Below are 13,966 nucleotides of genomic sequence, written 5' to 3'. Positions count from 1 at the left end.
GGTCGAGGCGTGATCGAGGCATCCAGCAGCCCCCTTCAGGTGAAGCCCCTCAGAGCGAGCCACTTCCCCATGCTGAATGCCAGCGAACACGCCGGTCGGATGCACTGGCTAGAAATCATGCTTTGGCGCGGTTGGCTTGCACGAGCTGAACAACAACTTCCAAGCTTCCTGCCAGCCAGGCAACCAAGCTGCTTAGTTGCTCTTGAGCAGAAAAGTCTGGTCGGCCTCGTTGTAATTAGGCCTTACAACCGCCGTGGTACCTGCTGGTCAGTGAGCTCACCGGAGCTAATAACGTCGCCGCGGCAGTGCAGCAACCAATGCGTGAGCCATGACCTTTTAAAAAATGCCATTCAGCAAGGCAGTAGGCGTGCACAAAGCTGGGTTTTGCGCTGCCCTGCCAATGACACAGATCAGCTGGCACTAGCCCGAGTGCTCGGTTTTCAGCCTCTCAAGCTCTTCCAGTGTTGGACACCTCCATCCCTGTTGCCTCAGTCGATACCAACTTGGCCTAATGAGCTCAGCTGGCAACAGCTAACCCGTCGAACAGCCTCTTTGCTTTGGCCACTGGAAAAAGCCGGAGGCTCTGGCCATCTCCGCCAGATCGTCGATCGACAATGGATCGACCTACTTGACCAAAACCAAACGGGCAGTGGCGTGTTGCTTACCCAGGGCGGCGCAACGATTACGGCCATTGCCGGTTTGGTCAGCCATCCTGGAACAAGCTCAGAGACAGTGCTTGAACTCATGCGCGATGTCGGCTGGGACCCCCGACTGTCACAAGCTCTGCCAAAAGTTTTGGCCGACCTTACGAGCATGTCCAAAAAATTCCGTTTGATCACCACCAGCGAAGACGAGCCCCTTAATACTCTGCTTGAACAATTGAGATGGAAACGGGCGGGAGAAGAGTTGCTGCTTGGTCGCAGTCTTTGGCGTCGCCAGGCAAGCAATAAGTTGCTTCTTGGAGCACGACCATTGCAATCGATGTTGGGGCGACTGCAACCACAGCAACCACCCCTCCCTACTCCAAGCCTGGGCCGACGCTAATGACGGCAACAAAACCCAGCCCCAAATCCATCCTTAGTTTGGATTTGGGGAAAAGACGCATCGGCCTAGCAGGCTGCGATCCACTTGGCATCACGGTGAGTCCTCTACCACCTCTGCAGAGAAAAAGCTTCGACCGAGACCTAAAAACATTGCAGCGGCACTGCACTAGTCGCAAAGTTGAAGGTCTGGTGGTGGGTTTGCCGCTCGATGCCAAAGGTCTGCCCACAGATCAAGCACGGCACTATGAGCGTTATGGACAACGCTTGGCGAGAGCTCTCAAGCTGCCTCTCGCTTTGGTCAATGAACACAGCAGTAGTTGGGCTGCTGCGGAACGCTACAACTTGCAAGGCGATCGCAGTGGCCAGCTCGATAGCGCTGCGGCAGCACTTCTGCTTGAGCAGTGGTTGCGAGAAGGCCCTGAACTGAAACCGGTCCACGTGGCGGCCCATCCAGTGAGTCAGGTGAACAGCGATAGTGGATCCTGAGCAAATCAACCTCAGCTCCAATGACTGCCCCGGGTCCAAACATCAATGGCGAGGTGCCAACGGTCCTAGTAAGAGATGATGAAGGGAGGGATCTGCTCTGTTTTCTCGAGCAACTCATCCCCCTTGATGACAAGGATTACGCCCTACTTACACCGGTCGACACCCCCGTCTCCCTCTTCCGCCTCATCGAAGGCAACGATCCTGAACTGATCGAAACCATTGCCAGCAGTGAACCAATCCTTTCAGTGGCCGATGTCGTTCTTCAAGAACACGACCTCACTCTTGTTCGCTCAGCCGTAACACTCACTGTGAACGGTGAACTAGACGAACCCGATCCAGAGGAATTGGAAGATGAGGAAACCGATGATGACTCCGAGACATACGAATTGCTCGTTAGTTTTATGGTCCAAGAGCAGGAGTACGGCCTTTATATCCCTCTGGATCCCTTCTTCGTTGTGGCTCGCATGACCGACGGTCAAGCAAAGCTTGTAGAAGGAGAGGAATTCGATCAAATCCAGCCACGTATTGAAGTCGAGCTCGAAGATAGGGAGCTTTAGATCTGATGAGCCAACACTGGCTTCAGCCCAACTGGGAACCCGGCCTGACCCTCCCCCATCTGCCGATCCAGCACTTGCTGGATCAGGGCCTGCAGGCGCTGATCCTTGACGTTGATCGCACCTTGCTGCCCGGGCGTGAGATTGAACTACCTCTATCCGTTACAAGCTGGGTTAAAGAAGCCCAACACCATCTATTACTTCACCTTTTCAGCAACAATCCCTCTCGAAAACGTATCGGTTCGGTCGCTGAGCAACTAGATCTCACCTTCACCTGCAGTGCAGCGAAACCTCGTAGAGCCCGACTGAGAAAGGTACTCAATCAGATCCAGTGCAAACCTACAGAGATCGCCATTGTCGGAGATCGAATCTTCACTGACGTGCTAGCCGGAAATCGTCTTGATCTCTATACCGTTCTAGTTCGACCACTACGCGCTGATGGCTACCCCTGCAACAACAACCGAGTGCAGCGTCTTGAACAAAAACTTGCCGCATGGCTAGGGGCCCCTCAGACATGAGTCTGTGGGTGGTGAAGGTGGGAACCAGCCTGCTGAGAGGCAATGAGAAGCAATCCACCGCCGAAGTGATTGAGAGCTACAGCGCCTGCCTTTCAGCAAGCCTCAAGCGGGGGGATCATGTTGTCCTCGTAACAAGTGGCGCCGTAGGCCTGGGTTGCAATCGTCTAGGGCTAAGCCAACGGCCGGTCGATGAGGTGGCTCTCCAAGCGACGGCGGCTATCGGTCAAGGACAACTCATGGCTCTCTATGAGGCTGCCATGAGCCGAAGGGGCTACACCGTGGCTCAGGTATTGCTCACCCGCTCCGATCTTGGCTCGAGGCACCGTTACCGCAATGCCTCAAGCACCTTGAAGCAACTGCTCGACTGGGGCGTGCTGCCGGTGGTGAATGAGAACGACGCCCTTTCTCCGGAAGAATTGCGTTACGGCGACAACGACACCCTTTCAGCTCTCGTTGCAACCGCAGTGGAGGCTGATCAGCTGATCATGCTCACCGACGTGGATCGTCTTTATTCCTCAGACCCCCGCATTAATGCCTCTGCCGAACCGATTTCAGATGTTTACCATCCCCATGAACTGACTGCCCTGGAAGTCGCAGCAGGGGAGGGAGGGCCCTGGGGCACTGGGGGCATGGCCACAAAACTTGCAGCAGCTCGCATCGCTACCGCAAGTGGCATCACCGTTCTTCTTGCTGATGGCCGCGATCCTCAAGTGCTTGATGGGTTGCTGCAAGGAAGACGGAGCGGCACGGTGTTTCATCCTCATCCTCAACCTCTCGGCAATCGCAAGAGCTGGCTGGCCCATGCCCTGAAGCCCTTAGGAACCCTTCAGCTGGATGAAGGCGCTTGCGATGCCCTTCAACATCGTGGCGCTTCCCTACTGTTGGTGGGGGTTAAAGAGGTGGACGGAAACTTTGAAGCCAACCAGCCGGTAAGACTGATCAATCCCGAAGGTAACGAGCTCGCTCGAGGCTTGTGTTCCTTTAGTAGCAAAGAACTGCTTGAGGCCATTAAGACCCAAATGAACACGAATCGTTCACCGGTCGTGGTGCATAGGGACGTGTTAGTTCTCCGCAACGCGTGATTTGAGCGAACATCAACAACACATCACGCCTACGATCCGCCGAAAAGTGATTTGACATGCGCTTCAGCCAGTTAATCGCCTCCCTCCAACAAGGAAGCGCTGGGCTGCAGGACCACCAGTTAGCGGAAGATCCTGAACTCCTTAGCGGCGCATCTCTCGAGCAAGCAAAGGCCAATCAACTCAGTTTTCTGGAACAGGGCAATGCACTAACCACAGAGCTGAGCCACAGCAAGGTTGGCGCCATATTGATTCCACCTCAGGATGATCTACGTGTCATTGCTGAACAAAGAGGGCTGGCCTTTGCGGTGTTGCGAGATCCACGCCTGGCATTCGCTGAAGCCTTGGAACAATTGCATCCACGCCCGCGGCCCAAGGCAGGTGTTCACCCCACAGCCGTGATTGGAGATCAAGTTCATCTTGGCCAAGGGATCTCAATCGGAGCGCACGTCGTCATCGGAGATGGCAGCCGAATTGGTGCCTATAGCGTGGTCCATCCAGGCGTAGTGATTTACGAAGATGTGGTGGTGGGGGAAGCTAATGAACTTCACGCCAATGCCGTTCTTCAGCCCGGTTCCAGGCTCGGTCTGAACTGCGTTGTGCACTCCAATGCCGTTGTGGGATCAGAAGGTTTCGGCTTCGTGCCCACCGCTAATGGATGGCGAAAGATGCCCCAAACCGGTTTGGTGGTTCTTGAAGACGGTGTAGAAGTGGGCTGCGGGTCGACCATCGATCGCCCATCGGTGGGTGAGACTCGCATCGGTGCTGGCACCAAAATTGACAACCTCGTCCAAATCGGCCACGGGGTAGTTACGGGCAAAGGATGTGCCCTTGCCTCACAGGTGGGGATTGCCGGCGGTGCTCGCTTGGGTGATGGTGTGATCCTTGCCGGTCAGGTTGGGGTCGCTAATCGCGCTGTAATCGGAGATCGTGCCATCGCTAGCTCGAAGAGCGGTATTCATGGCGAAGTTGAAGCGGGGGAAGTCGTAAGCGGCTATCCCGCGATTCCAAATCGCCTCTGGTTGCGCTGTTCCGCCACCTTCAGCAAATTACCGGAGATGGCCAAAACGTTGAAGAAGCTGACAAGAGATATCCCTCGGTAACCTCACAGAAGGCAAAAGCCATTTTGGAGTACCCCACATGCGCCAGCACCGCATCGTTCTGCTGCCTGGTGATGGTATCGGTCCTGAAATCACTGCTGTAGCAAAGTTGTTACTTGATGCAGCAGGCGAACAACACGGTTTCAAGCTGAATTTCGAGCAACACCCCATAGGTGGTGTTGCCATAGACGCAAGCGGATCGCCGTTGCCCGCCAGCACCCTTGAGGCATGTCGAGCCAGTGATGCGGTGCTCCTTGCAGCTATTGGTAGCCCTCGTTTTGATGCGCTGCCCAGGGAGCAACGGCCGGAAACAGGCTTGCTACGCCTTCGTGCAGGACTGAAACTATTTGCGAACCTCAGGCCGGTGACGATCCTGCCGGCCTTGATCGATGCCAGCAGCCTGAAAGCAAAGGTGATCAAAGGAGTTGATCTAATGGTGGTGCGGGAGCTCACAGGCGGGATTTATTTCGGCCAACCGAAAGGGCGGATTGAGGCCGATGGGGATGAGCGCGCTTTCAACACAATGACCTACTCCAGAACAGAGGTGGACCGAATCGCCAAGGTCGCTTTCGAGCTCGCCCGCGATCGCAGCGGAAAGCTTTGTTCGGTAGATAAGGCAAACGTGCTTGATGTCAGTCAACTGTGGCGTGATCGTGTCGATGCTTTGGCTGCCAACTATGGAGATGTAGAGCTCAGCCACATGTATGTGGACAATGCCGCGATGCAATTGGTGCGCAACCCCAGGCAATTTGACGTGCTGCTCACCGGCAACCTGTTCGGAGACATCCTTAGTGACGAAGCAGCCATGCTTACAGGCTCGATTGGCATGCTGCCTTCAGCTTCGCTCGGCAGCGAAGGACCAGGACTGTTCGAACCGGTGCATGGTTCCGCACCCGATATTGCAGGACAAGACCTGGCCAATCCAATGGCAATGGTGCTTTGCGCAGCAATGATGCTGAGAATTGGCTTAAAGGAAAACGATGCCGCCACTGCTCTTGAACGATCAGTAGAGCGTGTTCTCGCGGCAGGTTTCCGTACAGGTGACTTAATGAGTGAGGGCTGTACTCAACTGGGCTGTGCAGGCATGGGTGAGCAATTGCTGCAAGCGCTTTAAAGGATTTAAAACCCTGATGAGCAAATGCTGATGTTGCCAAATTGATCTGTTTGCCGCATGACCTGCCAAAATCTCTAGGCCTGTCCTGCCTGCGTCGATGTCGAAGCGTCACCCGGTTGTCGCCGTTACAGGGTCCTCCGGAGCCGGAACCAGCACCGTAAAGCGGGCCTTCGAGCACATTTTTTCCCGCGAAAAAATCACGCCTGCTGTTGTCGAGGGCGATAGCTACCACCGCTTCGAGCGGATGGCCATGAAGGAAGCCATGGCTGATGCCTTGGCCAAGGGTGAAAATTTCTCCCACTTTGGCCCAGAAGCGAACTTATTCGACAAGCTCGAAGAGCTCTTCCGCACCTACGGTGAAACAGGGGGTGGCAAGAAGCGTTATTACTTGCATAGCACTGAAGAGGCAGCAGAACACAACAGCCGCCTAGGCACGAAACTTGATCCCGGTCAGTTCACCCCTTGGGAGGAAATTCCAACCAAGACTGATGTCCTCTTCTATGAAGGTCTGCATGGTGGTGTCGTTGGTGATGGCTACGACGTAGCAGCCTGCGCCGACCTACTGGTTGGCGTGGTACCAATCACCAACCTTGAGTGGATACAAAAAATCCACCGCGACAATGCCGAGCGAGGCTATTCCGCAGAAGCAATTGTGGATACAATCCTGCGCCGCATGCCTGATTACATCAACCACATCTGTCCACAATTCAGCCGCACAGACATCAACTTCCAGAGAGTGCCCACTGTGGACACCTCCAACCCATTCATTTGTAGGAACATCCCTACGCCGGATGAAAGCTTTGTGATCATTCACTTCCGTAAAGGTGCTCGCGAAAAATGGGGCATCGACTTCGGAGATCTGCTCAACATGATTAATGACTCGTTTATGTCGAGTCCGACAAGCATCGTGGTGAACGGAGGCAAGATGGGTTTTGCAATGGAATTAATTCTGACCCCGATCATTCATCGCTTGATTGAAGACAAACATAACCTCTCCTAAACAAAATAATTTAGTTGCCTCAATAAACAACTATGATGGGATTATCTGAGTAATCAGTTAATCCTATTTCTATTTCTAACCTCTCATTTGTAATTGCAACAGCCGCTTCCCGATCAACCGAGGCAGCACGCTGGGATCGGATCAACAGCGGCCAACTGATTGAGAAAGCACGACAAATTTATTTCAACTATCTCTCCAACACCATCACTGGCACGGAACCCAGTGGTGTTGTTCTGAATGAAAACAATGGGAAAGGACGCGTTGTCTTTGATCTTCCCGTTCTGCTTCCAAAAGAAAAGTTTCTCAAGCTAGAGCTCCTGCGCACCCTTCCTATGCGCTCCCGCCAAACCCGTGCAAGAAACATCGCTATGCCTAGGCGCAGCTAATGCTCTGGATCTATCTAGCGATCATCGGAGCTTGTATGGGCAGCTTCATCAATGTGATGGCCTGGCGGCTTCCCCGAAAGGAATCATTGATTTGGCCTGGTAGTCATTGCCCACGTTGCGGATGTGGTGTGCGTTGGCACGACAATTTGCCTGTGGTGGCATGGCTTCAACTGGGCGGTCGCTGTCGTGATTGCAGAGCCTTCATTCCAGTGCGTTATCCAGCTGTGGAAAGTCTCAGCGCCGGGCTTTGGCTATCAGCCGCTATAGCAGCGCCAACCAGCATGGGTGAGTTGCCTTCCTTGTTCAATCTCTTTGCTGGAGTGGTGCTTGTCAGTGTGCTGTTGCCACTGGTCCTCATCGATCTCGATCACATGTGGTTGCCAGAACCACTCTGTCGGGCTGGTCTTTTGTTAGGGCTGGCTTTTACAGCGACAGCGGCAGTGTTACTCGGCTGGGGTAAGGGATCAGCCCTGCTGCTCGATCATTTACTAGCCGCAACAGCAGCATTAATTGCTATGGAAGCGCTTAGCTTCCTTGCCAAGGAGCTTATTGGTCAGCCAGCCCTTGGTCTTGGTGATGCCAAATTGGCGGCCTTGGCTGGAGCATGGTTAGGACTGAATGGCGTAGCAATGGCCATGACCCTGGCCATCATCAGCGGTGCAACGGTTGGTCTCATCGGTCGGCTTACTGGTCAGCTAAAACCTCGCCAGCCATTCCCCTTCGGACCTTTCATTGCTTTTGGAGTCTGGGGTGTATGGCTTTGTGGATCAGAATGGTGGTGGCAACATTGGGCAAACCTAATGGGTCTTTAATGGACCAAATGCTGCTAGAAAAAAATGCCAACTGTCAGTGCGTGAAACGCGCTTTAGATTTGGATGATTCACCACTTCTTAATTTGCGGTATTAGACATAAGCATGGATACTTGGTCCATCCTTATCTCTACCCGAGAAGCCTTGTGCCAGTTGAGAAGTCACCCGTCCTCACACTGAGTTAAAGGATGAGTTTATTCGACTGGTTTGCTGATCGTCGCAAGGGTCAGTTCGTTGGCAAGGTGAGCCAGGAAACTGAAGAAAGCGATGGGCTTTGGGGCAAGTGCCCCGAATGCAGTCAGGTTGTTTACCGCAAGGATCTTCAAGCTAATGCCAGTGTTTGCAATAGTTGCGGCCACCACCACCGCATCAACAGCGAAGAACGGATCGCCCTGATCGCTGATCAAGGAAGTTTTAAACCACTGGATCGAAACCTCAGCCCTACAGATCCACTCGGATTCAAAGATCGCCGTACCTATGCCGATCGACTGAGAGAAAGCCAGGCTTCAACGGGCATGAAGGACGGGGTAGTAACAGGCCTTTGCCAAATTGAAAACATGCCTATGGCAATGGCGGTGATGGATTTCCGCTTCATGGGCGGTTCTATGGGATCAGTCGTGGGCGAAAAGATCACCCGGCTGGTGGAGCGGGCCACAGCCCAACGCCTGCCCCTATTGATCATTTGCGCCTCAGGCGGAGCCCGAATGCAAGAAGGAATGCTCAGCTTGATGCAAATGGCCAAAATATCCGGTGCTCTTGAGCGGCATCGAGAGGCTGAACTGCTCTACATGCCACTGCTCACTCACCCAACTACCGGTGGTGTGACTGCCAGTTTCGCCATGCTCGGCGATCTGATTCTGGCGGAACCTAAGGCCCTGATTGGCTTCGCTGGACGCCGGGTCATTGAGCAGACCTTACGTGAAAAGTTGCCAGATAATTTCCAGACCGCCGAATACCTGCAAGAGCATGGCTTCGTAGACACGATCGTGCCTCGCACGCAACTACGCAAAACGCTTGCCTCACTCTTACGCCTGCATGGCTGCAAAGCGAAGAAGGCTGCAGGCAGATGAGCACATGTCTACTTAGATTTAGCCGCTGGCTGGGTCAGGGTGTAATGCTCCTACTGCTCACCCTTTTTATTCCTTGTGGCTTTCTTGAAGCAGGAATAGCAAGCGCTGGGCCAGTGGAATGGAAGGAAGTCCCCGCCACTGAGGATGGGCAGCAATGGTGGGATATAGGCAGCCTTCACTATGACAAGGATGGCAATCTCAGCGTGCTGAGTCGCTTCTATCCAGCTGTCAGAGAAGGCGAGAAGCAGCAAAATGGCAGCCTTTATTTGATGCATGTGGACTGCGATCAAAAGCTCTTCAGGGACACCTCGGTGAATGGTTTGCATCGTTTCCGCGCACAATGGAAACCCTCTGATGGCGATGCCCTCATCGATGCAGTCATCGATGATGTTTGCACTGCAGAGGTGACGTAAATATCAAGCATGAATCCAATCAGCCCTCCAATTGGTGTTGCTATTGCCGGCCTTGGCTTCGGTGAAAGCGTTCATCTTCCGGCATTAAAAGCGAACCCAGACCTACAGCCTGTTGCTCTATGGCATCCACGCAGAGAGCGACTAGAAATAGCCTGCAAGGAGCATGAACTTATCGGCCACAGCGACTGGTCAGCCTTATTGGCTGATCCAAAGGTCGAGGCCGTGATATTGGCAACACCCCCAGGCCCGCGTTTTGAATTGGCCCTCGAAGCTCTAAAAGCAGGAAAACATTTGCTGTTGGAGAAACCAGTGGCGTTGCATGCCGATCAAGTCGCTGAACTGCAACGACTTGCCATGAAGAACTTACTGAGCGTGGCTGTGGACTTTGAATACCGTGCGGTGCCTTTGTTCATGCAAGCCAAGCGTTTGCTTGATCAAGGGATCGTCGGAACGCCATGGCTGGTGAAACTTGACTGGTTGATGAGCAGTCGCGCCAATGCTTCAAGACCATGGAACTGGTATTCCCAATCCGGGGCAGGTGGCGGCGTGATTGGGGCGCTAGGCACTCATGCCATCGACATGCTGCATTGGTTGTGTGGACCAACGCGCCATGTGAGTGCACTGTTATCCACCTCGATCCAGACAAGGCCTGATCCAAGCACTGGCAAACCTTGTGAGGTGAGCAGTGAAGACGTAACTCTGGCCCAGTTAAAGCTGGGCGGAATTGAGAGGCCTGAAATACCTGCACAGGTGAGTCTCACGGCAATTGCCCTCCAGGGAAGAGGGTGCTGGCTGGAGATCTACGGCAGCAACGGAAGCCTCTTGCTTGGCAGTGACAACCAGAAAGACTATGTGCATGGTTTTGGCCTCTGGGTCGCTGCTGCCGGAGAGCCACTACGCAGCATCAGCGCTGATTTGGATTTAGCCTTCGCCACCACATGGACTGATGGTCGCATCGCCCCTGTAGCGAGGCTTCAAGGTTGGTGGGCCGAGAGCATTCGCAGTGGTCAACCGATGGTGCCAGGGCTGGCGGAAGGATGGGCCAGTCAACAGGTGTGCGACAAGTTGAGGGATTCATCCATGTTGGGCCAGCGGTTGACGATCCAATCGACAATCTGAAAACAACTGAGGCAAATATGGGTGGGTGACATTTCTGACCATCGTCTTATAAAGTCCGGGGTCGCAGGTCCAGGACTCTTTGCTTGAGAACTGGCCCCTACTGACACTACGGAGATCTCTATGGCCCTCGTTCCGCTAAGGCTTCTGCTTGACCATGCCGCAGAAAACGGCTATGGCATCCCTGCATTCAACGTGAACAACCTCGAGCAGGTGCAGTCCATCATGGAAGCGGCTGACGAGACTGACAGCCCAGTGATCCTGCAGGCCTCCCGCGGTGCTCGAAGCTATGCAGGTGAAATCTTCTTACGACATCTGATCATCGCCGCCGTTGAGACCTATCCAGACATCCCGGTTGTGATGCATCAAGACCACGGGAATAGCCCCTCAACATGCTTTGGTGCTGCCGCGAATGGGTTCACCTCTGTGATGATGGATGGCTCTCTTGAGGCAGACGCCAAGACACCTGCCAGCTATGAGTACAACGTTGCGGTCACAAAAGAAGTCGTAGGCGTGGCCCATGCCATCGGCGTGAGCGTAGAGGGTGAATTGGGCTGCCTGGGCTCCTTGGAAACAGGTATGGGGGAAGCCGAAGACGGTCATGGATTTGAAGGCAAGCTCGACCACAGCCAACTTCTCACTGACCCAGCTGAGGCCTCCGACTTCGTCGCCAAAACCAAAGTTGACGCTTTAGCAATCGCGATTGGAACCAGCCACGGCGCCTACAAATTCACGCGCAAACCCACTGGTGAAGTCTTAGCGATTAGTCGAATTGCAGAAATCCATAAGGCTATCCCTAACACTCATTTAGTCATGCACGGTTCCTCCTCCGTTCCCCAGGAATGGCTGCAGATGATCAATAAATACGGTGGTGCCATTCCCGAGACCTATGGCGTTCCTGTCGAAGAGATTCAAGAAGGGATCCGCAATGGCGTGCGAAAGGTCAATATCGACACAGATAATCGTCTGGCTTTCACCGCCGCTGTGCGTGAAGCAGCTGTCGCTGATCCTGCCAACTTCGATCCACGCCACTTCAACAAGCCTGCGCGGAAATATATGAAGCAGGTCTGTCTTGATCGCTATCAGCAGTTTTGGTGTGCTGGCAATGCCAGTAAAATCAAGCAACGTGATATCAACTATTACGCAGCCCTTTATGAAAAAGGGAAGCTCGATCCCAAAACCGCTGTTGCCGCCTGATTCAGGCTGAAGGAATCGCTGAGGGGGGCTGAGGCCTCCCTTTTAATCAATAGGGCTCAGGACAGCAACATCAGAGATCCATTGCGTCCGTCGAGGCGCGCTATTGCTCCAAGAGGCAAGGCAAGATTCGGTTGGCCATGACCAACAGGAAGATCACTCACCAATGGCACGCCAAGAGCAGAAAGACGCTCCTCAAGGATGCCGATCATAGAGAAGTCTCCAGGGGCAAGCTCCCCTTCCCAGCTGAAACGGCCTGTAGCCACAGCCGCAACACCACGTAGCAGACCTGCACTGCGCCATTGCGTGAGCATGCGATCAACCCTATAGGGTGCCTCGCCTACATCCTCGAGCACCAATACTGCACCCCGCAAATCAGGGAACCAGGGTGTTCCGATTAAATGCGTAGCCACGGTGAGATTGGTCACCACTAAAGGACCTACAGCAATGCCTGGACTGACCCCCATGCCTGATATCGGAGCTACAGATTGACAAGACAACAGATCAACTGTTCGTTGCCACTGTTCGTCAGATCCAGTAATCGATCCATGGATGGCGCCGCGAGATCCCACAACCCACTGGGCTAATAGCAGAGAACTGGAGTCTGAGAAGCCGAGACTCCAAAGGGAGCGTCGTGGAAAATGGAACCCTTCCTCCAAAACCCTTGCGCTACCCCAACCAGAGCCTATGTAGACAATTCCATCAACATGAGGATCACTCCAGGCGGCCTCTAGTTCAGCGCGGCGCTGGGCATCAGTTCCAGAAAACCACTGCCATTGGCGATGCAACGATGGAGGTAATTCAAGCTGCCACCCCTGCTGCTTGCAACGCTCAACTAAAAGAGAAAAGTCTGTTTGAGGATCGATCCAGCAACCAGTATTGACCGCCCGAATCCTTGAACCATCTCGAAGTGGTGCTGGCGCCGCCAAAGGTTTCGATGCATTAAAAGCTGGGGGCAACGTTCTACCCAGCTTTGGCGAAGCCAAGGTTGCTGCCAAGGCAGCCGGAACCCCCATAAGCAGCGAACGCCGTCGCATCGTGAATCAGCCAAGCAGTGACTGCAGCAATCCTCTGCCATCCACACCACCAATCACAGGATCACAAGCCCGCTCCGGATGGGGCATCAAGCCAAGCACATTGCCTGTCTTGTTTGTAATTCCAGCGATATCAGCCACTGAACCATTGGGATTATTGACATAGCGCAAGGCGATAGCGTCGTCGTCCTGTAGCTGGCAAAGGGTTTGGTCACTGCACTGATATCGACCCTCACCATGGGCAATGGGCAGGGTGAGAGCATCCTTGCGTTGATGACCCTTTAGCCAGGGAGTGCGGTTGCTTTCCACAGTGAGCAAAGCATCCTCACAGATGAAATGAAGGCTTCGATTGCGGGTGAGAGCTCCAGGGAGCAGACCTAGTTCAGTCAGAACCTGAAAGCCATTGCAGATGCCGAGCACCCTGCCGCCACGTGCAACAAATTCCACCAGCGACTCAAGCACCGGCGCAAAACGGGCAATTGCACCACAACGGAGGTAGTCGCCATAACTAAACCCGCCTGGAAGCACCACAGCATCAAGACCATTTAAATCACGGCTCTCATGCCAGAGAAAGCGCGTTGGAATGTCCAAGCATCCTTGCGCTGCCCAGCGCACATCGCGATCACAATTTGAGCCAGGGAAGACAACAACACCAATACTCATGGCTGCATTAAGCGGTGGTAGTAGCAACCGACTGAAGCTCAAGGCTCCAATCTTCAATCACGGGATTAGCAAACAGGCGATCACTGAGCAGTTCCAACTGCTTGCGTGCTTCAGCTTCATCATCAGCCTCGAGCTCAAGATCAACAACCTTTCCGATCCGCAGTTTGCTGATGCCTTCCACCCCAAGGCGATTGGCAGCAGAACGAGCAGCCTCCCCAGCCGGGTCAAGCACTGAAGGACGCAGACTGATAAGAACGCGGGCATGAAATCGCGGCACGGTCTGTAGGAAGTGGATTGTTAAATCTTCGCAGCTCAAGGCACCCGCTTTACAGGCTGAAAGCGCGTTTAAAACCTAGGGCACTAGGCCCACACTGCTTGTGAGGTGA

Annotated in this window: 16 protein-coding genes; 13 read left to right on the top strand and 3 right to left on the bottom strand. The window is 53.9% G+C overall.

What is annotated here, in order from left to right; translation table 11 throughout:
- Positions 1-9 precede the first annotated feature (9 nt).
- From EV12_RS11730 to fba, 13 genes are all read left to right on the top strand, one after another.
- Positions 10-1,044 (top strand): hypothetical protein, encoded by a 1,035-nt coding sequence (locus tag EV12_RS11730; RefSeq protein WP_241466544.1) that lies wholly within the window; start codon positions 10-12, stop codon positions 1,042-1,044.
- Positions 1,044-1,529: a Holliday junction resolvase RuvX gene (gene ruvX / locus EV12_RS11725; protein ID WP_036915496.1), complete on the top strand. Its 486-nt coding sequence runs from the start codon at positions 1,044-1,046 to the stop codon at positions 1,527-1,529. Before EV12_RS11730 ends, ruvX begins: the two co-directional genes overlap by 1 nt.
- Before the next feature lie 20 nt (positions 1,530-1,549).
- The gene (locus EV12_RS11720) at positions 1,550-2,086 is read left to right on the top strand and encodes a DUF3727 domain-containing protein (protein WP_011826367.1); all 537 of its coding nucleotides are present in this window, start codon (positions 1,550-1,552) and stop codon (positions 2,084-2,086) included.
- Between the two features lie 5 nt (positions 2,087-2,091).
- Entirely contained in the window at positions 2,092-2,601 is a 510-nt protein-coding gene (locus EV12_RS11715) for a YqeG family HAD IIIA-type phosphatase (protein ID WP_036915492.1), read from the top strand.
- Positions 2,598-3,683 carry a glutamate 5-kinase gene (gene proB / locus EV12_RS11710; RefSeq protein ID WP_036915489.1) on the top strand — a complete coding sequence of 362 codons (1,086 nt, stop codon included), beginning with the start codon at positions 2,598-2,600 and terminating at the stop codon, positions 3,681-3,683. Before EV12_RS11715 ends, proB begins: the two co-directional genes overlap by 4 nt.
- Before the next feature lie 56 nt (positions 3,684-3,739).
- Positions 3,740-4,783: a UDP-3-O-(3-hydroxymyristoyl)glucosamine N-acyltransferase gene (gene lpxD / locus EV12_RS11705; protein ID WP_036915486.1), complete on the top strand. Its 1,044-nt coding sequence runs from the start codon at positions 3,740-3,742 to the stop codon at positions 4,781-4,783.
- Positions 4,784-4,820: 37 nt separating this feature from the next.
- Positions 4,821-5,894, top strand: a complete 1,074-nt coding sequence (gene leuB, locus EV12_RS11700; RefSeq protein ID WP_036915484.1) for a 3-isopropylmalate dehydrogenase — start codon at positions 4,821-4,823, stop codon at positions 5,892-5,894.
- 97 nt (positions 5,895-5,991) lie between these two features.
- A complete protein-coding gene (locus EV12_RS11695; RefSeq protein WP_036915481.1) occupies positions 5,992-6,894 on the top strand; it encodes a phosphoribulokinase in 903 nt (300 codons plus the stop codon).
- Positions 6,895-7,279: 385 nt separating this feature from the next.
- A complete protein-coding gene (locus EV12_RS11690; protein ID WP_036915479.1) occupies positions 7,280-8,092 on the top strand; it encodes a prepilin peptidase in 813 nt (270 codons plus the stop codon).
- Positions 8,093-8,278: 186 nt separating this feature from the next.
- A complete protein-coding gene (gene accD, locus EV12_RS11685) occupies positions 8,279-9,160 on the top strand; it encodes an acetyl-CoA carboxylase, carboxyltransferase subunit beta (RefSeq protein ID WP_036915476.1) in 882 nt (293 codons plus the stop codon).
- Positions 9,161-9,204: 44 nt separating this feature from the next.
- Complete coding sequence (locus EV12_RS11680) at positions 9,205-9,573, top strand: hypothetical protein (protein ID WP_036915771.1); 369 nt, start codon at positions 9,205-9,207, stop codon at positions 9,571-9,573.
- Positions 9,574-9,582: 9 nt separating this feature from the next.
- Entirely contained in the window at positions 9,583-10,692 is a 1,110-nt protein-coding gene (locus EV12_RS11675) for a Gfo/Idh/MocA family protein (protein WP_036915473.1), read from the top strand.
- 120 nt (positions 10,693-10,812) lie between these two features.
- The gene (fba, locus tag EV12_RS11670) at positions 10,813-11,886 is read left to right on the top strand and encodes a class II fructose-bisphosphate aldolase (RefSeq protein ID WP_036915471.1); all 1,074 of its coding nucleotides are present in this window, start codon (positions 10,813-10,815) and stop codon (positions 11,884-11,886) included.
- A gap of 56 nt (positions 11,887-11,942) precedes the next feature.
- On the opposite strand, the gene EV12_RS11665 is transcribed toward fba, so the two are convergent.
- The 3 genes from EV12_RS11665 to purS are packed head-to-tail and all read right to left on the bottom strand — an operon-like array spanning position 11,943 to position 13,857.
- Positions 11,943-12,920 (bottom strand): S66 peptidase family protein, encoded by a 978-nt coding sequence (locus tag EV12_RS11665; protein ID WP_036915468.1) that lies wholly within the window; start codon positions 12,918-12,920, stop codon positions 11,943-11,945.
- A gap of 6 nt (positions 12,921-12,926) precedes the next feature.
- Positions 12,927-13,580 (bottom strand): phosphoribosylformylglycinamidine synthase subunit PurQ, encoded by a 654-nt coding sequence (gene purQ / locus EV12_RS11660; RefSeq protein ID WP_036915465.1) that lies wholly within the window; start codon positions 13,578-13,580, stop codon positions 12,927-12,929.
- Between the two features lie 7 nt (positions 13,581-13,587).
- Complete coding sequence (purS, locus tag EV12_RS11655; protein WP_036915462.1) at positions 13,588-13,857, bottom strand: phosphoribosylformylglycinamidine synthase subunit PurS; 270 nt, start codon at positions 13,855-13,857, stop codon at positions 13,588-13,590.
- Positions 13,858-13,966 lie beyond the last annotated feature (109 nt).

The organism is Prochlorococcus sp. MIT 0701 (assembly GCF_000760295.1).
GTDB lineage: Bacteria > Cyanobacteriota > Cyanobacteriia > PCC-6307 > Cyanobiaceae > Prochlorococcus.
Note: the sequence above shows the minus strand (reverse complement) of the source record. Positions and strands in the feature narration are given on the sequence as shown.